Genomic DNA, 26,277 nt, shown 5'->3' on the forward strand with positions numbered 1-26,277 from the left:
CTCCTCAGCGGGCTATCGGTAGCGGTAGGAACGCCCGGGTTCGGGCCATCAGGGCTTGGTATTCGGGACGATCACCCATGACCTTGTCCTGGTAGGCGCTGCCCAGCACTTTGGTCAGCATCAAGGTGTTGACCGCGGGCCCGGCGACGGTCCACCAGATGTCGGGGTTGCCTGCGACGGCGACAATCCAAATGCCCCACCAGACCAGCGTGTTGCCGAAATAGTTCGGATGACGCGAGTATGTCCAGACGCCGGTGTTGAGGTAGCGGGGGCGCGTGGACAGCGCGAGGAACGACTGAAGCTGGCCGTCGGCGACCGTCTCGAAGTAGTAGCCGATCCCGAACACCGCTAGACCGACGGCGGTCAGGATCCCGATCTGACCGTTGATCTCGCGGTTACCGAGGATCCCCGCGGTCGACGGCAGCCCGACCAGAATGATCACCAGGGCTTGTGGCTCCATTACTCGGAAGAAGCTCTTCCACCAGTAGCCGTCGGCGTAGTCCTTGCGCCACTGCAGGTAGCGTGGGTCACCACCGTGGGTTGTGACGAACCGGCGCCATCGTGAGCCGAGGTACCAGCCGAGCCGGCAGCCGTGCAGTGCCACCATCAGGAGCAGCAATGCGGCCGTCTGTGAATGCGCGCCGCCGGAAGACCAGAAGCAAATCGCCGCGGGCAGGACGAAGCCGAATCCGTACCAGCCGTCCATGACCGAATGCTCACCCCTGATCAGGCCAAGCACCCAGATCGCAGTCACGATCGCAATCGTCACACCCGAAGCCAAGAGGAAGACCTCCACCTCGGCCGTCGTCAGATTCAGCACTGAATCCTCCCCATTTCCGTGATAGCACTTCGTTCCATTCGGAACGGTGTCATTTTTGACACGAGGTGTCAAACATGACTAGTATCACTCTTCGGGAGGCGACGCGTGAAGCATGAATTTCAGCGGCAACAGTCCGCGTGGCGCGATCGGAAGAAGGCGATGCTGCGCGCCAACATCGTGCGAAACGCGCTGGACCTCTTCGCCCGACACGGCTACGACGAGGTGTCTCTCGACGAGATCGTCGAGGCCTCGCATTGCTCGCGCAGTACCTTCCACCGGCACTTCGGAACGAAAGAAGACCTGCTCTTCCCGGGAGCCGACGAATACCTGACTGCGTTCGAACATGAGCTCGCCCAGGTCGACGACGGCGACGACCCGTGGGTTGCCGCACGTGCGGGTGCCATCCGCGGCCTGCACGGCTTCACCGAATCACTCGATCCCGACCTGAAGGCGAGCTTCGCCCGACTCTGGATGAGCGGCCCGATCCCACGACGTCGATACCAGGAGATCGTCATGTCATGGGAGGCAGTGCTGGTCGTCCATTTTGCTCGTTTCTTGGGTTCCGGCTCCAGCGACGGGCTGGAGTGTCAGCTGCTGGCCTCCATGGTCACGGCCGCGTTGAGGGCGGCCCTGAACGTGGCGGTGACGACGGGTGACGACGTCGACATCACCGCGGCCCGGGCCTTCGATCTCGTCGAATCAAGTCTTCTCGTCCATCAACTGCGCGCAGCCGCGCGTCCCGCCGTCTGAACCAGGAGACGACAATGTTCCCTCGCGGATCCATTCCGGTAACCAGTTTCGGTGACGATCGGGCCGTCAATGCCACCGCGGAGATGGTCGCGATCGTCGCGACCAGCGTTCTCGCCGTCGTGGTCATTGGGCTGGTCATCAAGCTCTGTATGCGTGAGCGAATCACGTGGCCGTTGTTCGTACTCGTCGGCGGCACGGTAACGGCTTTCCAGGAGCCGCTGTTCGATCACCTCTACGGCCTCTGGTTTTACACCGCAGGGCAGACCACTGCCTTCCAGACCTACGGCGTCCACGTGCCGGTGTGGTTGCCGATCATCTACATCTCGTACTACGGCGGACTGACCATTTTCTTCACTCGCCTGTTCTCGCGGGGCATCCCGCAGAAAAACATCGTGAAGTTCTTTCTGATGTCGGTCGCTCTGGCCGCGACGGCGGAGATCTTCTACATCAATATCTGCAACCTCTACGGCTATCAGGACCACCAGGCATTCGTAGTGTGGACCTATCCGGTGTGGGTGGCGTTCGTCAACGGGGTACCGCCGTTCTTGGCGGCGATCGCGCTGGCCCGCCTGGTACCCATTGCGCGTGGCTGGGCACAGCTGGGCTTGATGTTTGTCGTGCCAATTGCGTTCGCGGCGGACTCCTTTGGCACCGGGTTCATCTACCTATCGATCCGGCACGGAGCTTGGGAGAACGGACCAAACATGGGATTGGTGCATGTCGCGGCTCTTCTGACGGCGGCGTTGACCTTCGCGACTGTGCTCACCGCCGCCAAGATGGCCGACCTGAAAACGCCACGGCCAATCAACCCACCGCGACCCTCCGTTGCCGACCAGCCCAATCACGTACACGCATGACCAACACGACAGTGGAAATCGCCGGCACGTCGGCACTGAGCGAGAAGCACCAACGCCTCTGCGTGTGGGCCGGCCTTGCCTTCGTCCCCGTGTTCGGTGCGGTATTCATCTTCATGGGATGGCTACCGCCGCCGTCTCCAAACCTCGGTGCCGCCGAGATCGCTCAAATATTCAGCGACGACCGAATTCGCATCCGAATCGGGATGTACTTGCTCACCTTTGTCGCGCCACTCCTCGCCTTCTTTGGCGCGGCTCTGACGCACCAATGCCGAATGATCGTCGGCAACTCCCCATTAGTGTGGGTGCAGGCGTTGTCTGCCGCGGTGCTGACGCTGGAGTTTCTCATTCCCCAAATGGTTTGGCAGACAGCGCTGTTTCGGACTGAACGCACACCGGCGATGGTGCAGATGCTCAACGACCAGGCCTGGTTGCTGTATCTGGGCGTCGTCGGAACGGTGATGGTGCAACTCATCGTTCTTGCGATCTGCATCTTCCACGACCCGCGCGCGGAGCCGCTGATTCCGCGCTGGGCAGCCTACCTGTGTTTGTGGGTGGCGCTGGGCGTATCAGCCGGCGGATTGATTGTGTTCACCCACACCGGACCGGTCGCGTGGAACGGCATCATTTCATGGTGGATCGTGGTGATCTCATTCTTCGTCTGGATCGCCTCGATGTCGACTCTGATGCTGCGGGCCAGTCACCGGATCGAAGATGAACTCGCAGTGAGTATCACGACCGACGGCTGAGGCAGCGAGCCGCATCGGCCAGCTCGGCCTCGCTGGGCATCAGCAACAGGTCAACACGGGTACGACGCCCGTCGATGTCACGCACGTTGACCGGATTCAGGTTCGGCGCGCTGGGCGGTGCGGGACGATCGTTCGAGTATGCCGCTGCGACGACGGGTACCGACACGGCCCAACTCAATTTCAAGTCCGCAGGTCGTTTCCTTGCACCCAACCGACGTGATCCGATGTTTTCAAATGTACGGAATAGACTTTGCAAAAGGTGGTGGAGTTGAGATTGCAATCGCGGCCTACGCCGACTGCTTGCCCCTTGAACAGCGTGCCGGCCCACTGAAAGTTGCTATCCAACATTGGGGTATTGCGAATCGCTTCTGCTCTTACGCCGAGGTCGGCGAGGGCGGGTCCCGCCGAGAAGATCGCGGCTGCAACAGCTGTGCCTACGATGCTGCCCGCGACGGTGACGCGAGCGACCTTGGAACTGATCATTTTGTTGCCTTTCTCTTGGTTTGCACTATCGAGATGACGGCGGATTCCGCCTTGATTGGCAGAAGCTATTGCAGCTGACTTGGAGTTTTCTTGGCGAATCCGGCTGGCACGCCGCACGCGTTGTTGCCGTGAATACTGGCTTCTACGAACAGCTTTGCAATCGGCCCGGGGGCGTCGTCATTCGGTTCTGTTGTCACAGTTGCCGTTTCGACATAAACAACCCTAAGCGTTGGCTACCCAATCTGCCGTTTCCTCGGGGTTCGAACGTTGAGCATCGCCGCGAGGCGCCGCGCCATTTCTACTGGGCGCGCGATGCGTTCGGCCGTAATTCGCGAGCGATCAGAAAGAGCGGAAAGGTCACGCTAATTCCATGTCAGACTGTGGGCAGCCGCATCACGTACCCCGCTTCCAGCGCAGCCCACAGGGCGCCGTCCGGCCCGAGCGCGAGTCCGTGCGGCTCGCTGCCGGATGGCAGGTCGATCAACGTGACCTCACCGTCGGCGCTTACGCCGGCAATTTGATCGGAGCCCCACAAGCTCACCCACACCCCACCGATCGGATTGGCAATCACCGCGTGCGGCTTTCCGGGTAGCTCGAGCTCCTGTATGGCGTCGTCGATCGGGATGCGGCCCAGCTTGCCGGCCAGGATCTCGGTGAACCACACCGCGTCGTCGTGCGTCGCGGCGATGCCGACGGGCCCGGCGCGCGGCGTAGGCACATCGCGCACGGTCATCTCACCCGACGGCGTCAGCCTTCCGATTGCATTGCGCTGGTTCAGCGTGAACCACAGCGCGCCGTCGGGACCGGCAGCGATCATCGACGGCATGCCGCCCGGCGCAGCCACCTCCGTGACTACGCCGTCGACGCTGATGCGGCCCACCACGCCCGACGTCATGGCGGTGAACCACAGCGCCCCCTCCGGTCCCACAGTGAGTCCCAAAGGTGCACTGTCGCTGGGCAATTCGAATGAACTGAGGTCACCGTGAGTGGTGATCCGCCCGATCCGGTCGTCACCGGCACAGGTGAACCACAGCGCGCCATCCGGCCCGGCGACAATGATCGACGGCTTGCATTGCGGCGCAACCGGGTACACGTCTATGCCGCCGCCGTCGGTTACTCGGGCGATCGCGCCGCCGTGTATCAGCGTCACCCACATTGCGCCGTCCGGCCCGGTGGTGAGCGCGTACGGGCCGCCCGCGACGGGGACTTCCTGAATGCGACTCATGTCGACGTGGTCGGTAACAACTCGTCTCCCCCTCTTCGACCAGGGCACGATGCTCACTTACCATGGACGCCCCGGCGGGAACGTGGAGTTTCGCATCCCGCGAATAGCCGCCACCATACAAGTCCCGACCCGACACGTTGTAGTCGACCGAAGCCGCAACCGCGCAGCAAGTACGTGCCACGACTAGCGATCCCAACCGAGTCCACCGCCGGCGCGGCGCGCCCAACAGCGGCGAAGACGCCCGCTCCGACCGGTCCACGCGGCATGATGGATTCATGGCAGTGCAGCCACCCGCCGACCTGGTGGAAGGCACCGATCCCGAGCGCGGTGCGCTGCTGACGATGCTGCGCTGGGTCGCCGTCATCGGTCTCATCGCCGGTGCCGTGCTGTATTCGAACTGGCTTCTCGAGATGGTCTACACCCGCACGTTGCCCGACCCCGACCTTTACATCAGCGAACTCTCGGCGGCAGATCAGCCGCACGGCGGATGGTTCCGCGGCGGCGACCAGGCCTCGGCGGTCGTACTGCTCTTCGCCGCAGCCGCAGCGTTGATCGGCGTTCCGAGCTGCCGGTGGGGCCGCAGAGGATGGTGGGCACTGGGCGTCTTTGCCGTCGCGACCCTGCTGGACAGCACTGTGTGGCGACTGGTGTGCGCACCGAGCTCGGATGCGGTGTGCAAGGCCCGCGAAGCCTCGGGCACTGTGCCGATCGGCCATCAGCTGCATTGGCTCAGTAGCGGAATGGGCCTGGCCGCCGCGATCGCGTCGTTGCTGGCGTTCGTCCTAGCGGACCGCCGTGCTGTTGCCGCTGCGCCGGTGCGCCGGCTCGGGATATTCATGCTGGCGGCGCTGGTGGGTACCGCGATGTTGACCGGCGTCGCGATCGTCATCGACAGCACCGACCACGTGGGAGTGATCGGGATCGCCCAGCGAGCCGAGCTGGTGGCCTTCGCCGGGTGGTTGATCTATGTCGCGCTGCGCACCGCACTCACCTCGGCTGCCATCGATCCATGACAGCGCACGTCGATGTCGAAATCGGCGGCTATCGCGTGCGGATCCTCGTCGACGGGGGCACCGGTCCAGTCGTGGTGCTCTGCAGCGGACTCGGCGGCCGCGCACTGCACTGGACCGACACCGTCGAATACCTCAAGAACGACCACACGGTCGTGCGCTTCGACCGGCCCGGAACGGCCCAGACGCCGGCGGTGACCTGGCGTCCAACGCTCCGGGGCGAGGCCGATCGCATCGCTGCGGTACTGGACGCACTACGCAGGCCCGAGCCTGCGATCGTGGTGGGGCATTCGGTGGGCGGCTTTTACGCGGAGGGATTCGCCCGCCTGCACCCGCAGCGGGCCCGCGCACTATTGCTGCTGGATTCCAGCATCGCCTACGATAAACCGCGAATTCCGTTGCGGCCCAAGCTTGCCGCCGTTGAGGCGGCGGCGAGGTTGCTCGACACGGCGCACCTACAAGGCCCGCTTGCCCGCGCGGCCATCACGCTGGTGCAGCGACGCCGTCCCGACGGGCTCGACAGCCAAACGCGGTCACAAGTGCACAGCGCCGCGGCCGAGCCGGGACTCGCGCACACGGTGCTGGCCGAATATGTCGCCTACCCCGAGCTCGGGGCCGAGCTGTGCGCGCTACGGGCCGCCCATCCGCTGCCGCCCCTGCGATGCGTGGTCGCGACCGCTCACACCGGCTGGCGCTCCCGCGGCTGGCGCAACCGCCAGATCAGACTGGCCAGATCGCTCGGAGCCCAGCACGTCACCATCGCACCCGCCGGACACCTGGTCATGGTGGAACAGCCGCTGCGCACCGCCGGGCTCATCCGCGCACTTACCACCTGAGCGTCCACCGAGCGCATTTCTACGCAGCCTGAACATAACTCCTCGAACCCGGTTCCCGGTGCCCCGCTGAACCTCTTGGAATCTCCTATGAAAAGCCTGAATACGGCATCAAGCTGGATTTTTACCGATGCACTTCGTATATATTGCCCATAGTCAACGATGTCTTCGGCGCAAGGTGGCACATGAAACTCGACTTGCGAGTTGCCGGGGTTGCATTATCATCTCTTGCTTTTTGTGGCGTGGAAGCGCCCCCGGCCAGGGCAGATGGCCCCACCACCGAAGGTGTCTACGCCTACCAGGAACAGGACGGCGCCGCCGCGACGTGGACCATCAACACCACCTGCGCCCCGAACTGCATCGCGAATGTCACGACGTCACCCGGGCATGGTTTTGCCGCGCCGCTGGTCAACGGCCGTCCTACCGTCACCCGACTCGTGCCGGACGGGGTGAGCTGCCCCACCTACCAACTCGGGGTAGACATCATGGGTGGCGGCAACTGGCCGGTCACCGTGCGTCAGTCGTGGGACCCGCGTCGCCTCGTCGGCCAAGTGGACTTCCTCGACACCCCGGCACCGTGCGGCATTGCCGACCCCCACCAGAGCTTCACGCTCACGAAGATCGGCTGACGACCGCCCCCGGGCGGGCTGCGCCAAGAATTCTCCAAGCCCTCCCCCGCAAGCTTCTTCCCAATACCCCGCTTCGGCGGTGGAAGCGCACCAGGGAGGAACAGCACCATGTCGAACCGATCGCACCGCCACCTGCGGCCCGTCCGGGACGTGACCGCGCCGTCGCTGCAATTCCGCACCATCCACGGCCATCGGCGCGCCTTCCGGATCGCCGGCTCCGGCCCCGTCGTCGTGCTGCTGCACGGTGTCGGTGACAGCTCCACGACCTGGGAGCCGGTGCACGCCAAACTCGCCCAACGATTCACCGTGATCGCCCCCGACCTGTTGGGCCACGGCGAGTCGGACAAGCCACGCGCCGACTACTCGCTGGCGTCGTTCGCCAACGGCCTGCGCGACCTGCTCACCGCACTCGACATCGACCGGGTCACCCTCGTCGGTCATTCCCTGGGGGGTGGCATCGCCGCCCAGTTCGCCTACCAGTACCCACAATTCGTCGAACGCATCGTACTGGTCAGCGCCGGCGGCGTAACGAAGGACGTGAGCGCCGCATTGCGCTTCGCGGCCATGCCGCTGGGCGCCGAGGCGCTTGCCATACTGCGCGTACCCGGCGCCGTTCCGGCGCTGCAGCTCGCCAGCCGCGCGGTTGCAAACGTCGTAGGCTCAACGAGATTCACCCGTGACGTGACCAGCCTGCCGCGCCTGGTCAACGGCTTGCGCAAACCCGGTGCCGTGGAGGCTTTCGCCCGGACCCTGCGAGGGGTCGTCGACACGCGCGGCCAGTACGTCACGATGCTGGACCGCACCTACCTGATGCACGGCCTTCCGGTGCAGATCGTCTGGGGTGAGGACGATTTGATCATCCCGGTGAGCCACGCCCGGCTGGCCCATCAGCAGATTCCCGGGTCGCGCCTGGAGATCTTCGAGAAGTCCGGCCACATGCCGCACGGCGACCATCCGGACCGTTTCGTGCAGATCGTGCAGAAGTTCATCGACTCGACCGAAGCGTTCGACTCCGACCCCGAGTTGATCCGGCAGGCACTCAAGACCGGCGAACGTCAGTACGCCGACTACGAGCCCGCCGACAGCGCGTCGGACCTGGCGTAATGACCGCCATGTACCTTCAATTCGCTGCGCTGTGGCTGGTCCCGATGCTATCGATAACCGTAATCCACTGTGCCGCTTCAGGATTGCTTCCGCGTAACCAGATCGCAGGGATTCGCATCCCGAGTGTGATGGCATCCGACACGGCTTGGCGCGCCGGTCATCGGGCTGCCATTCCCGTCATCTGGCTGACCGCACCGGTGGCCCTGGCCGGCACCGTGGTGGCCGCCATGATCCCCAACCCCGGCCTGGCCGGCCTGCCCGTCCTGGCCTCGTGCGCGCTGTCCATCGCAATTCTGATCCGATCCGCCGTCGTGGCCAACAGGGCCGCCCGACGGGCCGGCGGTGCGTGAGGACGCGCCACCGAAACGACAGAGCCGCACCAGAGAGGAAACATCGTTGCCAGCACACCGACGACGTGTCATCCGACAGCGTCAAAGCCACATCGCGGGCACCCGCGCCGCGTATTATTCGCCGAGAAATCCGCAGATCGAGCTCGCTGAGCGATGCCCGACATTTTGGCAGAGCTCTGCCGGGGAGGGGACGTAAAGCATGGGCATGCGAGACATGATCCGGGGCGAGTTCGTCGACATCATCGAATGGCTCGACGACACCAACACGACGTTGGCGTGGCGGTTCCCGCGCTATGACAACGAGATCAAGAACGGCGCGCAGCTGATCGTCCGCGAGGGCCAGCGGGCCATGTTCGTCTATCGGGGGCAGCTGGCCGACCAATTCACCCCCGGTCACTACCGGCTGACCACCGAGAACATGCCGATCCTGGGCACGCTGCAGGGCTGGAGGTACGGGTTCAACAGCCCGTTCCGGTCCGAGGTCTATTACGTCAATACCCGCCCCTACCCCGATTTGCGTTGGGGCACACCGCAACCGGTGACCGTACGGGACCCTGACTTCAAGATGGTGCAGGTGCGCGCCAACGGCACCACAGTCGTGCGGGTCACCGATCCGACGGTCTTCTTGCGCCAGGTGCTCGGCACCCAGAGCGTGGTCGACATGGAGCAGATCACCGAGTTGATCCGTCGCAACATCGCGCTTGCGTTCAACGACATGGTGATGGGCAGCGGCCTGGGCGCCATCGACTTGCAGGGCCGCCAGGTGGAGTTGTCGGACAAGCTTCGCGAGTTCGTCGCTCAGCGTGTCCAGGCGTTCGGCCTGGGCATCGACGCCGTCACCATGACCATCTCGTTGCCGGAAGAGATTCAGCAGGCGATGACCCGCGGTGTAGCGCGCGGGCTCGAGGAGAGCAGCTTCTTGAACAACGTCGGCGACCTTGACCGCTACACCCAGGCCCGCCGCGCCGACGCGATGTTGGCAGCCGCACAGAACGAGGGCGGAGGCGCCGCCGGAGCCGCGATCCAGGCCGGACTCGGTGTCGCCCTGGGCAGCCAGATGGCTGGCGCGGCCCAAGGCGGATACGCCCAGCCGCAGCAGCCGCAACACTTCATGCCGCAGGGCGGCGCGGCGCAAGGTGCGCCGCCACCGCTGCCGACCCAGCAACAGTTCCACTTCGAACAGGCGGGCCAGCCGGCCGGCCCGTACCCGCTGAGCGCGCTACGGCCGTTCGTCGCCAGCGGTCAGCTCACCCGCGACACCGTGGTGTGGACTGAGGGCATGGCCGGCTGGGCGCCGGCCTCGACAGTGCCGGCGCTGGCCCCCCTGTTCAGCACACCGCCGCCGTTGCCCGGCACTCCACCGCCACTTCCGCAGCAATGACCTACCCACCAAGCGATCCCGGTCGGTACCAGGGTCCGCCGCCCGTGCAGCCGCCGCCGCTGCCACGGCGCCCCGCGGGCCCGCCCCCGCTGCCTCGCCCGCCGAGCGGGCCGCCGCCGCTGCCGCGACAGCCCGGCCCCCAACCCCCGTCGCCGCCGCCCACCGTCCACACGTTCGCAGGGCCACCGGCCGGTCCGGCGATGTTCCACCAGACCGAGCGCACTCGCACCTATCCCTGCGCAGCGTGCGGCGGACAACTCAACTTCGACATCGCCAGCCAGAAGCTGCGTTGTCCCAACTGCGGCAACTATTCGGAAATCGCCGCGCCCAACACGCCGGTCAGATCACGCGAATTGCGCACCGCGATGCAGCAACTCAGGGAGGTGCAGCAGCGCCAGCAGGGCCCCAACGTTTCCGGAATGCGTGAAGTTGCTTGCCAAAATTGCGGCGGTACAACGGAATTCGCGGGCAGCTTGACCGCCACGAAGTGTCCGTACTGCGCGACCCCGATTCAGCGCGACGACGTGCACAATGCCCCGGCCCGGCTGCCGGTGGACGGACTGCTGCCGTTCCGGGTCGACGAGAAACAGGCGCGCCAGCTCATCGAGAGGTGGGTTACCAAACGCTGGTTCGCACCAAGCGATTTCAAGAAATATCGGGAGATCGGCGCCTTCTCCAGCCTGTACACCGCGTACTTCACCTACGACGCCGATACCGACACCCAATACGAGGGTGAACGCGGTGAGGATCACCAGGTTCGGGTCGGGACCGACAACGAGGGCAACGCGATCTACGAAACTCGGACGTACTGGTACCGCGTCTCCGGACAGGTCCACAACAACTTCGTCGACCTGCCCGTGCTGGCCAACGACGGCGAAACCCTCAACCGCAAACGGATCAAATCCCTAGAGCCGTGGCCACTCGAGCAGGCCAGGGCCTTCTTGCCGGAGTACGTCGCAGGCCATCTGTGCCGCACCTACGACAAGGACGCCGAACAGGCGCTCCCCGAGGCGAAGCAGGAGATGGAGAGCAGCGTCGAGCACACCGTGCGGTCCGCCATCGGCGGCGATCACCAGCGGATCCACGGACTCCGCACAACGTGGAACTATCTGGGGTTCAAACACATCCTGCTCCCGCTGTGGCTGTTGACAATCATGTACAGCGACAAGCCGTTTCAGGTGTGCATCAACGGGCTCACCGGCGAGGTGGCCGGCGATCGGCCCTGGAGCAAGGTCAAGCTGGCAATCGCGATCACCGTCGCGGTCCTGGTGGTGATCCTGGCGATCGCGATCTTTGCCTACCTCCGTTCCCACGGCCATCATTCGGGCTCGTCGCAGCGCATCAAGCACCGGAGGTAGCCGATGGACATCGCCCTACTGGTTATCGCAGCGCTGATCGTCGCTGTCATAGGTGCGACGGTTGCCGTCGTCGCCGTGGTCAACCGCAACCAACAACGAGCTATCACCCGCGACAGTCAGCTGATCCCCGGCCAGCCGACCGCGGCCCCCCGGTCCTGGGCGAGGTCGCATGACCCCGAAGCACGTCTGCATCGCCGACTGCGGGACGCGATGACGGCCCTGCACGCGGCTAACGCGTTCGACACCGGCTCCACAGTGGTGCTACGCGCCGACCTGGAACAGACGGCGCTTGCGGTCGACAATCAGCTCATCGCGGTGGCGGGGCTCGCACCGGCTCAGCGTGACGAGTTGCTGCAATCCATCGCCCGAACGGTCGAGTCCATCGAGGCCGCGGTCGGGCGCTATGCAGCGGCCGCGACGAAACCCGACACCGCCGCTCTGGAAGCAGATCTCGCCGCGGTCCAAGACCAGCTCGACGTCACCGTGCAGCTGCAGCGGCGGCCGCCGGAGAGCAGAAACGCCCAATTCGAGTGAGGGGTGCTGCGGCGGGGCCTTGACAGGGAATTGCCGCGGCCGGCGACAAGAATCCTTCAAGGATTCGTGCAGGATCCGACCAGCTCTCTGCGTGATCGTGAGTGTCACATTCCACGAAACGCGGAAAGGCGGTCACCATGAGAATGTTCTGCTTTCACCACGCCGGCGGCGGCGGGTTGGCGTTCAAGGCCTGGGTCAAGGCGCTGCAGCCCACCGTCGAGGTGGTTCCGGTCGAGATCCCCAACCGCGAACGCTTCGCCACCATGCGGGATCTGGTCGACGAGGTGATCGCGCAACTCGGCCCCCTGCTCGACGAACCGCACATGTTCTTCGGCCACAGCTTCGGCGCCCTGCTGGCCTACCGGGTGGCCAGCGCGCGCGCCGCAGCCGGCGCCGAGCAGCCGCGCGCGGTGTTCCTGTCGGCCTACGCCCCTCCCCACCTACAGCTGCCCCTGCACGTGGTTGACCAGCTCGACAACAAGCAACTCGCCGAATTCCTCGCCGAGATGGGTTTGATGCCCGCCGAGCTGACGCGGTGGCCGTCCCTGCACGCCCAGGCCCTCACGATCACCCGCCACGACCTGAAGCTGCTCATGACCGACGAGGAGAGCGACACCCCCGAGCTGTCTTGCCCGATCCACGTCTTCGGGGGCAGCGAGGACCCGATCGTCAAGGAGTCGGAGCTGCGCGAATGGCGGTCCCGGACCCGTGCCGAGTTCTCGTTGCAGATGTTGCGCGGCGGCCACTTCTACCTACGTGACCGCAAGCCCCTGTTCGAGTCGCTGCGGCCGCTGATGTCGACGCTCGCGGCCGCGTAACGGGTGGCGCGCCAGCTTTGCAAGACTGGGCGGATGGACAGTGCCGGCCGACGTGGACGTCGACGACAAGAAGCACCCGCTCGCAGGACCTGGCTGACGGCGACGGCAGCAATGCTGCTGCTCGGCGTCTGCACACCGGCGACGGCCACGGCCGCCCCCGGTGACGACCAGCGCCTGAGCCCGTTCGACCTGTCTTATCCCACGGTGAGCCGGCTCGACCCCGCACTGCTCGACGCGCTGCAGCGGGCCACCCGTGCCGCTGGCGCCGAGGGGATCACCGTCGGCCTCAACTCCGGCTGGCGCTCACCGGAATATCAGCAGCAGCTGTTCGACGACGCCGTCGCGACCTACGGCAGCGCCGAAATCGCCAGCCAGTACGTCGCCTCGCCGCAGACTTCCAAACACGTACTCGGCAAAGCGATCGACGTCGGCCCCGCCACCGCCGACAACTGGCTCATTGCCAACGGCCCGCGCTTCGGGTTGTGCCAGATCTACGCCAACGAGGTCTGGCATTTCGAGCTGGCTTCAGACTACGGCGGCGCCTGCCCGCCGCTGCGGCCCAACGCCGCCGGCTGACGCCGTTGCGTCGAGCGGGTGGAATGTTCGATTTCGTCCGTGACACCCATATTCGGCGAAATAACGCCGACACTGCATTCGAGCTGCGCTCCTAGAAGCGGTGCGTGGTGAGCCAGTTGTCGATCCGTTCGGCTACCGCCTGCCATCCGGTTTCCAGCATCATGTCGCGCCCCATATCCCGGAATAGTTCCGGCTCGACTCCGAAAAGCGTTGCTGTGTAGCCGATTTCGTGCGGCAAGAATGGTGTTGATTTCAGCGCCGAGGACCAGCGCGGGGACCCGATCAACCCGTTCGGGTTTGACCAAGTTGACGGCGAGCATGCGCCGTGCCCGCGCACGCTGAGGGCATGGCACGCGTACCCGCGGTCGGCGAGGTAGCCGAGGAAGTGCTCGTCCCAGCACCAAGCCCCGTGCCACGAGCCGTGTAACAGCAACGGAATCCGATGATGCTCGGTCGCCGATCCCCGGGCGATGAGTTCGAGCACGAGGAGTCTCCTTCTGCCCCCGGGCGAACCATAACGTGCCGACTAACGCTTGCGCAGCGACATAGCCGGCGGTACGCGCAAGGACGGGGTCCCAGCAGGTCTCGATCACGCCAAGAATTCGTCAAGAATCCAGACAGTGCCGGTGCCGAATATTTGGTTCAACGCACCCAGCGTCCACCACCACAACCAATACAACAGGAGTTCTGAAATGTTCACTCGCCGCTTTACCGCTTCGCTGGCCGGCACCACCCTGACCGCCGCGACCCTCGGCCTGGCCGCTCTCGGTTTCGCCGGCAGCGCCGGCGCGACCTCAGTCGACGACGCGTTCCTAGCCCAGATCGAGGCCGACGGGATCAAGCCGCCCAGCGCGGCCCGCGCCATCAGCGAGGCCCAGACCGTCTGCAGCGAGCTCAATGCCGGCAAGACCAGCAAGCAGGTCATCAGCGGGGTGGCCACCCGGACCGGCCTGAGCAACAGCGGCGCCAACACCTTCGCCGTCGACGCCGCGAAGGCCTACTGCCCGCAATACGTCAGGACCACCAACGCCTGATTCGACCGCCCAATCATCATCCGAAAAATGCGGGGATCCAGCCGGATCCCCGCATTTGCGCGTGCCGGCCGTCAGCGCCGAAACGCGGCAACCGGCATTTCGACGCTGCCCCGGCAGGGACCACCGGCGATGTCGGTGTGCCAGGTGCCGCGCAGCGAACCGTCCGGCTGGGGTGTGTAGAACGCCCACGACTTCGCGGGCGCCCATACCTTCGGAACCCCTTCTCCCATATAGCAATCCCACTGGAAGTCGAATCGTTCCACCCATCTGTTGCCGTCCCAGGTGTAGTGCGACGGCACCGAGATCGTGGGATTGTTCGGCTTGGGCCCGTTGTTGGCGGTGGCGACACAGGAGGCCGCCGAGCACACGGTGGAGAACACGTAATCGGCGCTGAAGGTGGCTTCGGACTGGCCGGCGGCCACACTGGTGCCGGTCTTGTCGACGGCATATCGCACCAGCGAGTACGGGCCGTTCCAGGCCGGCGTCGCCGCCTGGGCCGCGGGGGCACTGCACACCGCGATCCCGAGGGCAACGAACGTGGCGAGTACCGGACGCATCCGATCCATGTTGGCTCATCGATGACGCGACGAGGTTTCGCCGCGGACACGATCAACGACGAGTTTCCCGCATCAGCAACAGTCCGTACGCCGCGATGGACTGCGCATCGGTGATGACGCCGTCGCGGATCATCTCCTCGAATCGTGTTCGTGAGAACCAGGCGCTGCGCATGTCCTGCTCCTCGTGCTCCCGCTCGGCGGCTCCCGGCGTTATTCCGGTGGCCAAGAACACCCAGCCGCGCTGACTGCTCATGCCCGGCGCGACGTCCAGCTGACCCAACGCCTCGAAAGTGGCTGCACGCAAGCCGGTTTCCTCGCGCAACTCACGCTCGGCGAGAGCCGCGGGCTCGAGGTCGGCCAGATCCGGAGCGGTGCCCTGGGGGAACTCCCAGCGGCGCGCCCCCACCGGATAGCGAAACTGTTCGACCAGCCGGAAACGCGCGCCGTCATAGGGCATCACGAGCGCGTAGGTCGGCTTGTCCACCACCGCATAGACGCCGGGACTGCCGTCCGGCCGGCGGATGTCGTCCTCGCGCAACACCATCCACGGGTTGCGGTAGACCTCACGGGACGCGACGGTTTCGATGAAGGGCACCTGTCCAGTATCCCGGCCGGACAACCTCGCACGCGTGCGCTGGGCCGGTGACCAGCTCGCGTCGAGCGCGATTGTGCTGCTCGCCGCGGCGGTGCGCCTCATCGGGCGCCCTGGACGCGACGAGCGGGATGACGGGCAACCCGCTGCGGCCGGGCCCCCTAGCGGCCCGCCGGACGGCCCAGGCTTCCGACCCGGATTCGGCGGCCCTATCATCGCGCCGAGTAAAGCCGGTGCCACCAGAGGGGATTTGATGACCGACAGTTCACGCCACGGCGGCCGACATGTGGTACGTCACATCATTGTCAGCGGCGACAACGCACTGGCGACGACCATCATCGAGGAACTGAACAAGGTCGGCGCCAATGTGGCCATGCTGCCCGACGACAACGTCGCCGACATCGGGCCCGCCGATGCGGTGGTGTGTGTCGGCGACGACGACGCTCGAAACCTCGAAATCGCCTTGCTGGCAAGGAAAGTCAACCCTCGTGTGCGGGTGGTGGCACGGTTGGCCAACGACGTGCTGCGCGAAGCCGTCGCCGCCGGCAACGGTCCCGGGGCCATTCTCGACGTTGCCGACCTCGCCGCGCCCTCGGTGGTCGAGGCCTGCCTGGCGCACACGGCGCACCCGTTCGGAGCGGCCGGCATCGAATTCGTCGTGTCGGGATCCGAGGCGCCGCGCGAGGCGACGCTGCGCGAAATCTACGGCGACCTGGCACCGGTGGCGGTGATCCACGGCAAGAACTCCCCCAGCCCCGGCCAGGTGGTGGCCTGCCCCGGACGCGACCATCGGGTGCACGCCGGTGACTGGACGGCGATGATCGGCAGCACCGACGAGCTGGCCGAGCGCGGCATGAAGGTCCGGGAAGCGACGGTGACGCGGGTCCGACGTTCCCGCATCAGCCGAATCGCCGACGCGGCAAGGGCTTTGCGCAACGATGTGCACCCGATGTTCTACCGCGCGCTGATCGCTCTGCTGTTCTTGCTGATTGGTTCGACGGTCCTGTTGCGCTACGCCTATCGGCTCCCACCGGGCATGACGTGGGTCGACGCGCTGTACTTCAGCACCGAGACCGTCGCGACCGTGGGCTACGGTGACTTCAGCTTCATCAACCAGCCCACCTGGCTGCGGCTGTTCAGCATCCTGTTGATGTTCGCCGGGGTGATCAGTACCGCCGTGCTGGTCGCGTTCCTCGCCGAGCTGATGATCAGCCGTCGCCTGCTGAACTCGGCCGGCCAGCGCAAGGCACGCATTCTGCGCAACCACGTGATCGTCGTCGGCCTGGGCTCTTTCGGTATCCGGGTAGCCACCGACCTGACCGCCGCCGGGTACGACGTCGCGGTGATCGAGCGTGACGAGAACAACCGGTACCTGTCGACCGCCGCCGAACTGGACGTGCCGGTGATTCTCGGGGACTGCACGTTGCGTCAGACCCTGAAGTCGGCCGGTATCGACCGGGCCCGGGCAGTGGCGTTGCTCACCGAGAACGACATGGTCAATATCGAGACCGGCATCATCCTGCGCGAGATGCTGGGTGCTGGCGCGCGACCGGAGCGCAACCGGCCCCACGTTCCGTTGGTACTGCGGGTCTACGACCGAGCGCTGGGAGCGGCGGTGGCGCAACGGTTCGGCTTCGACAACGTCCGCTCCACCGTCGACCTGGCGGCGCCATGGTTCATCGGCGCCGCGATGGGGCTGCAGGTGCTCGGGACGTTCTCGGTGGGACAACATTCGTTCATGGTGGGCGGTATGCACGTCGCGACGGGCAGTGAACTCGACGGCATGCCCATGCTGCAGCTGTCCACTCAGACCCGCGTCATCGCCATCACCGAGCCGGACGGACAGGTGAAGCTGCATCCGCGGCGCGATGCGCGACTGCAGGGCGGCGACACGGTTTATCTGGTCGGCCCGTACCGTGAGCTGCTGGCCACGCTGAGCAAGGGTGAGGTTTCGGCAGCGTCCGACCACACTCCGGAGGCGGCCGCGGGCTGAGTCACAGCGCGGCAACGACGTCGGCCGCGCGCCGAAGCTGCCCGATGTCCGAGCTGGTGGGGATCAGTTGCACCTCGTCGGTGCCGGCGTCGGCGAACCGGCGCAGCACAACGAGCAGATCGTCCTCGGTACCCGCCCAGCCGGTGGCCGGCGCCATGGCGTCGACGTACTCGGCCGGAATCCAGTTCATGTATCGCCGCAGATGGCGGTGGACCTGCGTGCGTGCCGCCCCGGGCTCCGAGTCCGCTCCGAACGCGAACCAGAACGAGGTCGCCAGGTGAGGTGCGGGCTTGCCCGCCTGCGCCCAGGCCCTTCGCGCTACGTCGAACAGTTCGCTCTGCTTGCCGACGTCGAGATCGAGGGTGATTCCGGCGACTCCGTCAGCCCAGGCTGCGGCATTGCGGATGGTCTTGGGACCGATGGTGCCGACGTGCAGCGGCGGCCCGCCGGACTGAACGGGCAGCGGCCCCACCGGACGTACCGAATCGGTGGTCTTTTCACCGGCCCACACCCGCTTCATCACCGCCACCCGCTCGGCCATGCCGCGCATCGTCTGCGTCTTCGGGTCGGCGCCCACCGCGTTGTAGTCCTCGCGCCGACCGCCGACGCCGATGCCGACGGTGAGCCGACCGCCGCTGAGCATGTCGCCGGTCGCCAATCCCTTGGCCAGCATCACCGGGTCGTGCAGCTGCGGCACGATCACGGTCGTCACCAGCCGAACCCGGTCGGTCCAGGCCGAAAGCGCCCCGAGCAAGGTCAGGCTGTCTGGATTGTCGAACGCGATGCGTTCCCCCCAACACAGTGACGAGAACGGGCCGGCGTCGACCGCGCGCGCCCAATCCCTGAGCAGGCCGGCGTCGAGGTCGGGTTCCATCACCGGCATGGTCATACCTACGTGCACACAGCGATTCTGGCAGCATGGGTCGGATGGCCTTAACCAGCACGTCGATTGCGCATGTCCGGCTCACCGTGACCGACATCGAACGATCCCGGCAGTTCTACGAGAGCGTGTTCGGCTGGCCGGTTCTCGTCGAGATACCCGACAACGCCGACGAAGCGACCCGGCGCCGGCTGGACTTCCTGTTCGGCGGGGTCATCTACGACATGGGCGGCGCTTTGTTGGGGCTGCGGCCAGTGGCCGACGACCGGTTCGACGAGAACCGCACCGGCCTGGACCACATCGCGTTCCGGCTCAGCAGCAAAGACGAAATCGATTCTGCTGCAGAGCATTTGGATGAACTCGGGATCGGCCACGAGCCGATCAAGGATATCGGGCCGTCCTTCATCCTGGAGTTCCGCGACCCCGACAACATCGCGCTGGAGCTCACCGCACCGAAGTAGCGCAACACAAGATAACCGTCCCGCCCGTACGATTCCGGTGCTTGAGGGTCAGCCGTGCCGTTTGCTCTCCTGATCGCGGTAGTCGTCGGCCATTCTCGCGACGTGGTCGGGCAGCGTGCCGGTGGCCACGTCGGCCAACGTCGTCTCCTCCAGCACCGAACGCATGGCGGCGCGCAATGCTCGCCATACGTCGGTCAGCGGTAGCGTCGGACCAGAGTAAGGAAGATCACCCAGCCCGATGTCGCGGACGCTGGCCAGCGGACCGTCGATGCAACGCAGCACGTCGGCGATGCTGATTTCGCTGCCGGGACGCGCCAACTCGTAACCGCCGTCGCGCCCCCGCTGGCTTCGCACCAGCCGATCGGTGCGCAGGTTGGTCAAGATGTCCACCAGAAACTGTGCCGGAATGCCTTGGGCCTGCGCTAAATCCTCGGTCTTGACCAGGGTCCCGCTGGGGACCGTGGCGAGTTGGACCATCGCCCGCACCGCGTATTCCGCTTTGGCCGACATCCGCATGGTTCAGGATTGTCTCATCCGGCCCGGGTTCCGGCGCGCGAGCGTAACGCACCGCGAGTTCGCGCGCCTATCATCGCGGGCTGGTCCCACTCGCGGGGGTCAGGACAGCTGCAGCATCTGGATGACACTTTCGGCCTGCTCCTCGATGCTGCGATCGGCGGACAGCCGCAGATCCGGTTTCTTCGGCCGCTGGTAGGGGCTGTCGATACCGGTGAAGTGGGTGATCTCCCCGGCGCGCGCTTTGGCGTACAGTCCCTTGGGATCGCGCCGCTCGCACTCTTGCAACGGGGTGTCACAGAACACCTCGAAGAACTGGAACCCCGCGTCGGCGTGCACTTTTCGGGCCATCTCCCGATGCTCGGCCAGCGGACTGATCGCCGGCACCAGCACGATCTGGCCGGAATCGGCCAGCAGCGTGGCCACGTGCGCCAGGCGGCGCAGGTTCTCGGCCCGGTCGGCCATGGAGAAGCCGAGGTCGGCGTTCAGCCCGTGCCGCAGGTTGTCGCCGTCCAGAACGTATGCGGGAACGCCTCTTTCGAGCAATTTCTGCTCGACCAGCATGGCCACCGACGACTTACCGGCCCCCGACAGACCGGTGAGCCACACCGTCTTGCCGTGGATCGCCCGGTCGGAGGCGGTGACCAACGACTTGTGCCGCACCGTGTTCGGGCTGGCTTTCTGCGCCGTGACATCGCGCAGCACCATGCCGGCGGCCACCGTGCCGTTGGTGTCGGGGTCGATCAGGATGAAGGACCCGGTGCTGGCGTTGCGGGTGTATTCGTCGAGTAGCAGCGGCACCTGGGTGCGTAGCGAGATGCGGCCGAGTTCGTTGAGCTTCAACGCCGTCGCCGTCTTGTCTCGGTGCAGGGTGTTGACGTCGAGCCGGTAGTCCAGTGCGGTCACCCGCGCGCGGGTGGTGCGGGTGGTGTGTTTGATGACGTAGTCCCGGCCGGGTTCGAGCGCCGCCGTGTCCGCCATCCAGCAGACGGTCGCGTCGAACTCCTGCGAGATCCGGGGCTGGTTGTTGGTGCGGGCGAGCATGTCGCCGCGGGAGATGTCGATGTCGTCGGCCAGGCTGATCGACACCGCCATCGGCGGAAAGGCTTCTGTCACAGGCCCGTTGGGGCCGTCGATCGTGGTGATCTGGGTGGTCTTGCCGATGGGCAGCACCACCACCTCGTCCCCGGGACGCATCACGCCGCTGGCCACCGTGCCCGCGTAACTACGGTGATCCTGGTGCTCGCGGGTGTGCGGCCGGATGACGTACTGGACCGGGAACCGCACGTCGACCAGGTTGCGGTCGCCGGCGATGTAGACCTCTTCGAGGTGCGAAAGCAGCGCGGGTCCCTCATACCACGGCGCCTGGTCGGATTTGGTCACCACGTTGTCGCCGTGCAGCGCCGACATCGGGATGGTGGCGACGTCCTGAACGTCCAGGCGCGCGGCGAAGGCGTGGAAGTCGTCCCGGATCGCCTCGAATTTCTCCTTGTCCCAGCCGATCAGGTCCATCTTGTTCACGGCGAGCACGATGTGCTGGATGCCCAGCAGGGAGGCCAGGAAGGCGTGCCGGCGGGATTGTTCGAGCAGGCCGTGGCGCGCGTCGACGAGCACGATCACCAACTGCGCGGTGGACGCGCCGGTCACCATGTTGCGGGTGTACTGGATGTGGCCGGGGGTGTCGGCGATGATGAATTTCCGCTTGGGGGTCGCGAAGTAGCGGTAGGCGACGTCGATCGTGATGCCCTGCTCGCGCTCGGCGCGCAGACCGTCGGTGACCAGGGCCAGGTCGGTGTACTCGTGGCCGCGGTCCTTGGACGTCTGCTCGACGGCGGCCCACTGGTCCTCCATCACGGCTTTGGAGTCGTACAGCAGGCGCCCGATCAGCGTGGACTTTCCGTCGTCGACCGAACCGGCGGTCGCGAGTCGCAACAGTGTAGTCATCAGAAGTACCCCTGCCGCTTGCGGTCTTCCATCCCGGCCTCGGAGATCCGGTCGTCCGCGCGGGTCGCGCCGCGCTCGGTGAGCCGCGACACCGCGGTCTCGGCGATGACCTCCGAGACCGTGGCCGCCTTGGATTCCACGCAGCCGGTGCAGGTGACGTCGCCGACGGTACGGAACCGCACCGAGGCTTCGAACACCCGCTCGTCGGCCCGGGGCTGCAGGTGGCGGTCCACCGCCAGCAGCATGCCGTCGCGCTGAAACACCTTGCGGCGGTGGGCGAAATAGATCGACGGCAACTTGACCTTCTCGGCGCCGATGTAGGACCAGATGTCGAACTCGGTCCAGTTGGACAGCGGGAACACCCGGATGTGCTCGCCCTTGTGGTGGCGCCCGTTGTAGAGATTCCACAGCTCCGGCCGCTGCGCCTTGGGGTCCCATTGGCCGAACTCGTCGCGAAAGCTGAACACCCGTTCCTTGGCGCGCGCCTTCTCCTCGTCGCGCCGGGCGCCGCCGAATGCCGCGTCGAACTTGTTCTCGCGGATCGCGCGCAACAACGTGACCGTCTGCAACGGGTTGCGCGAGGGGATGGTCTCCACGACGCGGCCCGCGTCGATGTCGTCCTGAACCGAGGCCACCACCAGACGCACCCCCGCCTCGGCGACCAGCTCGTCACGGGTGGCGATGACCTCCTCGAAGTTGTGGCCGGTGTCGACGTGCATCACCGGAAACGGCAGCCGTCCGGGGCGAAATGCCTTGAGCGCCAGATGCAGCATCACGATGGAGTCCTTGCCGCCGGAGAACAGCAGCACCGGCCTCTCGAACTCGGCGGCGACCTCGCGAATGATATGGATCGCTTCGGCTTCCAGCGAGCGCAGATGGCTCAATTCATATTGCCCGGGAACCGGGCGGTGGTCGTTTGGGCCTGCCGCGGGGCCGGCCTGGACATCGGTGGTCATCGTCATCATTCCCGGTAAAGTTGGTCGAATTGACCATATTAATGATTATTACCTGGCATGTAACCAGCCGTGCGCCCCGGTGTCAATACCGCCTCGGTGTCAATACATGGTGCTGGCGCAAGCTATTGCTCGCGCTCCACAGGCACGTACGCTCCTTTGGTGCGCTTGTCGTGGCCACTGGTAGGTCGCTCGCAGGAGATGCGAACCATCGAGGTTGCCATCGGAGCCCCGGATAGTTGCGGCATCGTGGTCCGGGGCGCGGCTGGGGTAGGCAAGAGCCGCATCGCCCGCGAGGCATTGTCGGCCGCCGCGTCAAAGGGATTCGACGGCCGGTGGTCGGTCGGCACATCGGCGGCGCGGGCAATTCCCCTGGGGGCCTTTACCGCGTGGGCGCAGTCAGGTGTCGTCGACACCGTTCAATTGCTGCGGGGCGTGATCGAGTCGCTGACTTCCGCATCCCCCGGCACCACGGTGGTGGTGTGTGTCGACGACGCGCATCTACTCGACGATCTTTCGACATTCGTCGTGCATCAAATCGTTCAGCGTGGCGCGGCGAAAGTGATCCTGACGGTTCTCGACGGTGAACCCACTCCCGCCGCAGTGCAGGAGTTATGGAGGGTAAACCAGTTCGACCGGCTCGACCTGCAGCCGCTGTCGCTCACCGACAGCACCTCGCTGCTGACGGCGACCCTCGACGGAATAGTCGACCCGGACGCCGCGCAGCGGCTATGGAAGCTGACCGGCGGCAACGTTCTCTACCTACGCAACATCGTCGAGCAGGAGGCCGCCGACGGTCGACTCGTGCGTCAAGACGGATACTGGCGCTGGCTCGGTGACCCCGTCGTGCCGCCCGGGCTGGTCGAGCTGATCGAATGCCGCTTCGGCGCCCTGCCCGCCCCGGTCAGCGACGTGCTCGACACGGTAGCCGTCGGGCAGCCCATCGACCTGGCGTGCCTGAGGCGCATCGCCGACCCGGCGGCGATCGAAGAGGCCGACACCCGCGGCCTGATCGCGCTCGCGCCCGTGGCCGGCGGCGTCGAGGTGCGAGCGGCACACCCGCTCTATGGCGAGGTGCGACGCAGGACCGCGGCACCGAGCCGGCTGCGGCGGTTACGAGGGCTTATCGCGACCGGGTTCGCCGCAGCCGATAACCGCGACGACATCCCGGTCGTGGTGCGCCGGGCGGCGTTGAGTCTCGACTCCGACCTCGCGCCCGACACCGACCTACTCATGCGGGCAGCCCACGGGACCGTCTGGCTGGCGGACCTGGCCCTTGCCGATCGGCTCGCCGAGGCGGCAGCCCGCGCGGGAGCGGGTCCGGAGCCGAATTTTGTTCGTGCGCATGCGCTTTCGTGGTCAGGCCGGGGCGAGGATGCCGACGGGGTGCTGGCCGGAATCCGCACCGATGAGTTGACGGACATCCAGCGTGCCAGACTCGCGTTTCTGCGCGCCAGCAATATGCTGTGGGCTCTTGGGGAGCCGGCTCGCGCGAAAGAAATCATCGACAATGCCGAGCGCACCGAGTCACCCGAAACCTGCAGTTACATCGACGCCTTCCTCACGGTGTATTGGTTTGCGACGGACGAGCCGGTCGCGGCGCGGCGCGCATCGAAAAGCCTCGCTTTGGACGAGCTGCCCGGCGTCGTCGGCGCCGAAATCGCCTGGGTGCTGGCAACCATATTCGCGGATGCGGGGCGCGCCACCGAAGCCGTCGCCTCCGCCGAGGCGGGATATCGCGCGATGGCACGCTCCTTCGATGCGCCGCACATGAGGTTCAACATCGCGGACTCACATGCCAGCGCACTGTTGTTGGCCGGCCGGGTAGCGGAAGCCCTTGATGTGGTCGAGCGGGTGCGCCGCCAGTCGGCCGACATGCCGGGTGCCGCTCATTTGCTCGGTGCCGCGGTTGCGGGTCGGGCCGCCGTCGGTGCCGGACAGCTTCAGTCCGCGGTTGCATTGCTCGACCACGCAACGGTGGGACTCTCCGCCACTCATGCATTGGGCTGGGGATATCGGTATCGCATTTCCCGCGTAACCGCGCTCGCGATCAGCGGTTCCATTGGGGAGGCCGCCAATGCGCTGGCCGCCCTTGACGAACAGCGACGCCCTTTTCGGTCGCTGGACTACGAGCGTAGTCTGGCACGCGCGTGGGTTGCCGCGGGCCAAGGCGCCGTCAGTGAAGCGATCACTGTTTTGTTGGCGGCGGGCGAAAGGGCCGGGGCCAAAGGTCAATTCGCCGCTGAAGTGCTTTGCCTGCAGGTCGCCGCGCAGTTCGGTGACCACTCCGGGACACCGAGATTGCGCGAACTGGAAGCGATTGTGGAGGGGCCGCGCGTTGGTATCGCGGCGCGGTTCTCGGCCGCCCTGGCTAACGGGGACGCCGCGGAATTGGCCGCGTTGTCAGAGGAATTCGAGCGAATGGGTGACCTCGTGGCCGCGGTCGATGCGGCCGCCCATGCCGCCGTTACCTATCGCGACAAGGGCCTGCGGGGATCGGCGCTGGGATGCGCGGCCCGCGCAGATGCGCTGGCCGAACAATGCGGCGGCGCATGGACTCCGGCCCGTCGTCAAGCCAGCGAGCCTTTGCCGTTCACCGACCGCGAACGGGAGATCGTGCAACTGATAGGTGCGGGGTTGTCGAACCGTGCAGTCGCCGAGCGATTGACCCTGTCGGTGCGCACCGTCGAAAGCCACATCTACCGGGCGATGGCCAAAACCGGAACCAGCAGCCGCGACGAACTCGCCGCGCTGCTACCCGGCCGCGGGGCGCAGACAGAGTGATGTCGCCGCGCGTGACTCGGTAGCCCCGCGCCCATGCCGGGCGAGATTGCAGTAGCGCACTACTGCGCTCGTCGCGCCGCAGTCGAGTGACGATTTTCATCGCGAAGCGCGACACCCTAACGGTGCTCGTCAGCTTCGCGCGCGGACGCGGGCGGAGGCACGACGATGACTACCGCAAAATTCGGCGGTCGCGGTGACACGATGACGAGAACCGCGCCGCCCGCGACCGCCCACGCACGGGTCGACCAAGATGATCCGTTGGCAGAGCGTGCGACCGACCTCTATCGCCGGGAATTCGTCACGGATTTCGCGGACAAGTGGGACGAACTGATCGATTGGGATGCTCGGGCGAAATCCGAAGGTCAATTTTTCATCGAAATCCTCCGCACCCACCGGAAGATGAGCATCCTTGACGTCGCCACGGGCACCGGCTTTCATTCCATTCGTCTGCTGGAATCGGGTTTCGACGTGACCAGTGTCGACGGCTCAGCACCCATGCTCGGCAAGGCTTTTGAAAACGGCCAGAAACGTGGACTCATCCTCAAGACCGCCCAAGCCGACTGGCGCGAACTCAACCGAACCATCCGTGGCAAATATGACGCCATCATCTGCCTCGGCAACTCGTTCACACACCTACACAGCGAGCACGATCGCCGGAAAACGCTGGCCGAGTTCTACGCGGCGCTGCACCACGACGGGATTCTGATCCTCGACCACAGAAACTACGACGAAATGCTCGACCACGGCTTCACATCGACGCACAGGTACTACTACTGCGGCGATCAGGTCACGGCGGAGCCGGAATACCTCGACGAAGGCCTCGCACGCTTCAGATACGCGTTTCCCGACGGGTGCGAATACACGCTCAACATGTTCCCGTTACGCAAAGCCTATGTCCGGCGCCTCATCCATGAAGCGGCTTTCGAGCTTGTGCGCACCTACGGCGACTTCCAGGAAACCTACCGGGAAAACACGGCCGAGTTCTTTGTCCACGTGGCGCACAAGTCCATGACCTCGAACCGCCCGCTCCGTGACCGCCGCTCCCCTGGCTTCGGCGCGGCGCACAGTGCACCAGAAACAAAAGGCCGATGA

At 65.6% G+C, this 26,277-nt stretch carries 27 protein-coding genes and 1 pseudogene; 18 read left to right on the plus strand and 10 right to left on the minus strand.

Annotation, left to right across the window (positions count from 1 at the left end):
- Positions 1-4: 4 nt before the first annotated feature.
- Positions 5-820, minus strand: a complete 816-nt coding sequence (locus tag MKCMC460_RS21330; protein ID WP_236976882.1) for a DUF1295 domain-containing protein — start codon at positions 818-820, stop codon at positions 5-7.
- 105 nt (positions 821-925) lie between these two features.
- Here MKCMC460_RS21330 and MKCMC460_RS21335 point away from each other — a divergent pair, with 105 nt between their 5' ends.
- The 3 genes from MKCMC460_RS21335 to MKCMC460_RS21345 are packed head-to-tail and all read left to right on the plus strand — an operon-like array spanning position 926 to position 3,173.
- Positions 926-1,570: a TetR/AcrR family transcriptional regulator gene (locus MKCMC460_RS21335; protein WP_236976883.1), complete on the plus strand. Its 645-nt coding sequence runs from the start codon at positions 926-928 to the stop codon at positions 1,568-1,570.
- A gap of 14 nt (positions 1,571-1,584) precedes the next feature.
- A complete protein-coding gene (locus MKCMC460_RS21340; RefSeq protein WP_236976884.1) occupies positions 1,585-2,427 on the plus strand; it encodes a hypothetical protein in 843 nt (280 codons plus the stop codon).
- Positions 2,424-3,173 (plus strand): hypothetical protein, encoded by a 750-nt coding sequence (locus MKCMC460_RS21345; protein WP_236976886.1) that lies wholly within the window; start codon positions 2,424-2,426, stop codon positions 3,171-3,173. Before MKCMC460_RS21340 ends, MKCMC460_RS21345 begins: the two co-directional genes overlap by 4 nt.
- Before the next feature lie 180 nt (positions 3,174-3,353).
- Here MKCMC460_RS21345 and MKCMC460_RS21350 read toward each other — a convergent pair whose 3' ends face one another.
- Entirely contained in the window at positions 3,354-3,773 is a 420-nt protein-coding gene (locus MKCMC460_RS21350) for a hypothetical protein (RefSeq protein WP_236976888.1), read from the minus strand.
- A 256-nt stretch (positions 3,774-4,029) separates the two neighbouring features.
- Entirely contained in the window at positions 4,030-4,881 is an 852-nt protein-coding gene (locus tag MKCMC460_RS21355) for a virginiamycin B lyase (protein WP_236976890.1), read from the minus strand.
- 275 nt (positions 4,882-5,156) lie between these two features.
- Between MKCMC460_RS21355 and MKCMC460_RS21360 the strand changes: the two genes are divergently transcribed.
- The 10 genes from MKCMC460_RS21360 to MKCMC460_RS21405 all read left to right on the plus strand — a co-directional run bounded on the left by MKCMC460_RS21360 (position 5,157) and on the right by MKCMC460_RS21405 (position 13,474).
- Positions 5,157-5,894, plus strand: a complete 738-nt coding sequence (locus MKCMC460_RS21360; RefSeq protein WP_236976891.1) for a DUF998 domain-containing protein — start codon at positions 5,157-5,159, stop codon at positions 5,892-5,894.
- Positions 5,891-6,727: an alpha/beta fold hydrolase gene (locus MKCMC460_RS21365; protein ID WP_236976892.1), complete on the plus strand. Its 837-nt coding sequence runs from the start codon at positions 5,891-5,893 to the stop codon at positions 6,725-6,727. The genes MKCMC460_RS21360 and MKCMC460_RS21365 overlap by 4 nt, the downstream gene beginning before the upstream one ends.
- A 182-nt stretch (positions 6,728-6,909) precedes the next feature.
- The gene (locus MKCMC460_RS21370) at positions 6,910-7,353 is read left to right on the plus strand and encodes a hypothetical protein (protein ID WP_236976893.1); all 444 of its coding nucleotides are present in this window, start codon (positions 6,910-6,912) and stop codon (positions 7,351-7,353) included.
- 108 nt (positions 7,354-7,461) lie between these two features.
- Positions 7,462-8,457 carry an alpha/beta fold hydrolase gene (locus MKCMC460_RS21375; RefSeq protein ID WP_236976894.1) on the plus strand — a complete coding sequence of 332 codons (996 nt, stop codon included), beginning with the start codon at positions 7,462-7,464 and terminating at the stop codon, positions 8,455-8,457.
- Between the two features lie 44 nt (positions 8,458-8,501).
- Positions 8,502-8,807, plus strand: coding sequence for an SdpI family protein (locus MKCMC460_RS21380; RefSeq protein WP_255731318.1), 306 nt, complete (start codon positions 8,502-8,504; stop codon positions 8,805-8,807).
- A gap of 205 nt (positions 8,808-9,012) precedes the next feature.
- Positions 9,013-10,188, plus strand: coding sequence for an SPFH domain-containing protein (locus MKCMC460_RS21385; protein ID WP_236976896.1), 1,176 nt, complete (start codon positions 9,013-9,015; stop codon positions 10,186-10,188).
- 200 nt (positions 10,189-10,388) lie between these two features.
- The gene (locus MKCMC460_RS21390; RefSeq protein ID WP_238304774.1) at positions 10,389-11,546 is read left to right on the plus strand and encodes a hypothetical protein; all 1,158 of its coding nucleotides are present in this window, start codon (positions 10,389-10,391) and stop codon (positions 11,544-11,546) included.
- 3 nt (positions 11,547-11,549) lie between these two features.
- Positions 11,550-12,080, plus strand: coding sequence for a hypothetical protein (locus MKCMC460_RS21395; protein ID WP_236976899.1), 531 nt, complete (start codon positions 11,550-11,552; stop codon positions 12,078-12,080).
- Between the two features lie 137 nt (positions 12,081-12,217).
- The gene (locus MKCMC460_RS21400) at positions 12,218-12,898 is read left to right on the plus strand and encodes a thioesterase II family protein (protein WP_236976901.1); all 681 of its coding nucleotides are present in this window, start codon (positions 12,218-12,220) and stop codon (positions 12,896-12,898) included.
- Between the two features lie 111 nt (positions 12,899-13,009).
- On the plus strand, positions 13,010-13,474 hold the full coding sequence (locus MKCMC460_RS21405) for a M15 family metallopeptidase (RefSeq protein ID WP_236984302.1): 465 nt from the start codon (positions 13,010-13,012) through the stop codon (positions 13,472-13,474).
- Positions 13,475-13,565: 91 nt separating this feature from the next.
- Here the strand turns inward: MKCMC460_RS21405 and MKCMC460_RS21410 are convergent, their stop codons facing one another.
- On the minus strand, positions 13,566-13,958 hold the full coding sequence (locus MKCMC460_RS21410) for an alpha/beta fold hydrolase (RefSeq protein WP_238304775.1): 393 nt from the start codon (positions 13,956-13,958) through the stop codon (positions 13,566-13,568).
- Between the two features lie 208 nt (positions 13,959-14,166).
- Between MKCMC460_RS21410 and MKCMC460_RS21415 the strand changes: the two genes are divergently transcribed.
- Positions 14,167-14,508 carry a DUF732 domain-containing protein gene (locus MKCMC460_RS21415; protein WP_236976903.1) on the plus strand — a complete coding sequence of 114 codons (342 nt, stop codon included), beginning with the start codon at positions 14,167-14,169 and terminating at the stop codon, positions 14,506-14,508.
- Between the two features lie 71 nt (positions 14,509-14,579).
- Here MKCMC460_RS21415 and MKCMC460_RS21420 read toward each other — a convergent pair whose 3' ends face one another.
- Together MKCMC460_RS21420 and MKCMC460_RS21425 are read right to left on the minus strand one after the other, a co-directional pair.
- Positions 14,580-15,065, minus strand: coding sequence for a hypothetical protein (locus MKCMC460_RS21420; protein ID WP_236976905.1), 486 nt, complete (start codon positions 15,063-15,065; stop codon positions 14,580-14,582).
- 52 nt (positions 15,066-15,117) lie between these two features.
- On the minus strand, positions 15,118-15,609 hold the full coding sequence (locus tag MKCMC460_RS21425) for an NUDIX hydrolase (RefSeq protein ID WP_236984304.1): 492 nt from the start codon (positions 15,607-15,609) through the stop codon (positions 15,118-15,120).
- A gap of 301 nt (positions 15,610-15,910) precedes the next feature.
- Between MKCMC460_RS21425 and MKCMC460_RS21430 the strand changes: the two genes are divergently transcribed.
- Entirely contained in the window at positions 15,911-17,650 is a 1,740-nt protein-coding gene (locus MKCMC460_RS21430) for an NAD-binding protein (protein ID WP_236976907.1), read from the plus strand.
- Between the two features lies 1 nt (position 17,651).
- Here the strand turns inward: MKCMC460_RS21430 and MKCMC460_RS21435 are convergent, their stop codons facing one another.
- Entirely contained in the window at positions 17,652-18,539 is an 888-nt protein-coding gene (locus tag MKCMC460_RS21435) for an LLM class flavin-dependent oxidoreductase (RefSeq protein WP_236984306.1), read from the minus strand.
- Between the two features lie 38 nt (positions 18,540-18,577).
- Here MKCMC460_RS21435 and MKCMC460_RS21440 point away from each other — a divergent pair, with 38 nt between their 5' ends.
- Positions 18,578-18,991 (plus strand): VOC family protein, encoded by a 414-nt coding sequence (locus tag MKCMC460_RS21440; RefSeq protein ID WP_236976909.1) that lies wholly within the window; start codon positions 18,578-18,580, stop codon positions 18,989-18,991.
- Positions 18,992-19,039: 48 nt separating this feature from the next.
- On the opposite strand, the gene MKCMC460_RS21445 is transcribed toward MKCMC460_RS21440, so the two are convergent.
- From MKCMC460_RS21445 to cysD, 3 genes and pseudogenes are all read right to left on the minus strand, one after another.
- On the minus strand, positions 19,040-19,507 hold the full coding sequence (locus tag MKCMC460_RS21445) for an RrF2 family transcriptional regulator (protein ID WP_236976911.1): 468 nt from the start codon (positions 19,505-19,507) through the stop codon (positions 19,040-19,042).
- A gap of 99 nt (positions 19,508-19,606) precedes the next feature.
- The gene (gene cysC, locus MKCMC460_RS21450; RefSeq protein WP_236976912.1) at positions 19,607-21,448 is read right to left on the minus strand and encodes an adenylyl-sulfate kinase; all 1,842 of its coding nucleotides are present in this window, start codon (positions 21,446-21,448) and stop codon (positions 19,607-19,609) included.
- A pseudogene (cysD, locus tag MKCMC460_RS21455) lies at positions 21,448-22,441 on the minus strand (sulfate adenylyltransferase subunit CysD). Before cysD ends, cysC begins: the two are co-directional and overlap by 1 nt.
- A gap of 122 nt (positions 22,442-22,563) precedes the next feature.
- On the opposite strand from cysD, the gene MKCMC460_RS21460 reads away from it, so the two are divergent.
- Together MKCMC460_RS21460 and MKCMC460_RS21465 are read left to right on the plus strand one after the other, a co-directional pair.
- Positions 22,564-25,185 (plus strand): LuxR C-terminal-related transcriptional regulator, encoded by a 2,622-nt coding sequence (locus MKCMC460_RS21460; protein WP_370652936.1) that lies wholly within the window; start codon positions 22,564-22,566, stop codon positions 25,183-25,185.
- A gap of 165 nt (positions 25,186-25,350) precedes the next feature.
- Positions 25,351-26,277 carry a class I SAM-dependent methyltransferase gene (locus MKCMC460_RS21465; RefSeq protein ID WP_236976916.1) on the plus strand — a complete coding sequence of 309 codons (927 nt, stop codon included), beginning with the start codon at positions 25,351-25,353 and terminating at the stop codon, positions 26,275-26,277.

This window comes from Mycobacterium sp. 20KCMC460 (genome assembly GCF_022179425.1).
In the GTDB taxonomy this organism is placed as follows: domain Bacteria; phylum Actinomycetota; class Actinomycetes; order Mycobacteriales; family Mycobacteriaceae; genus Mycobacterium; species Mycobacterium kiyosense.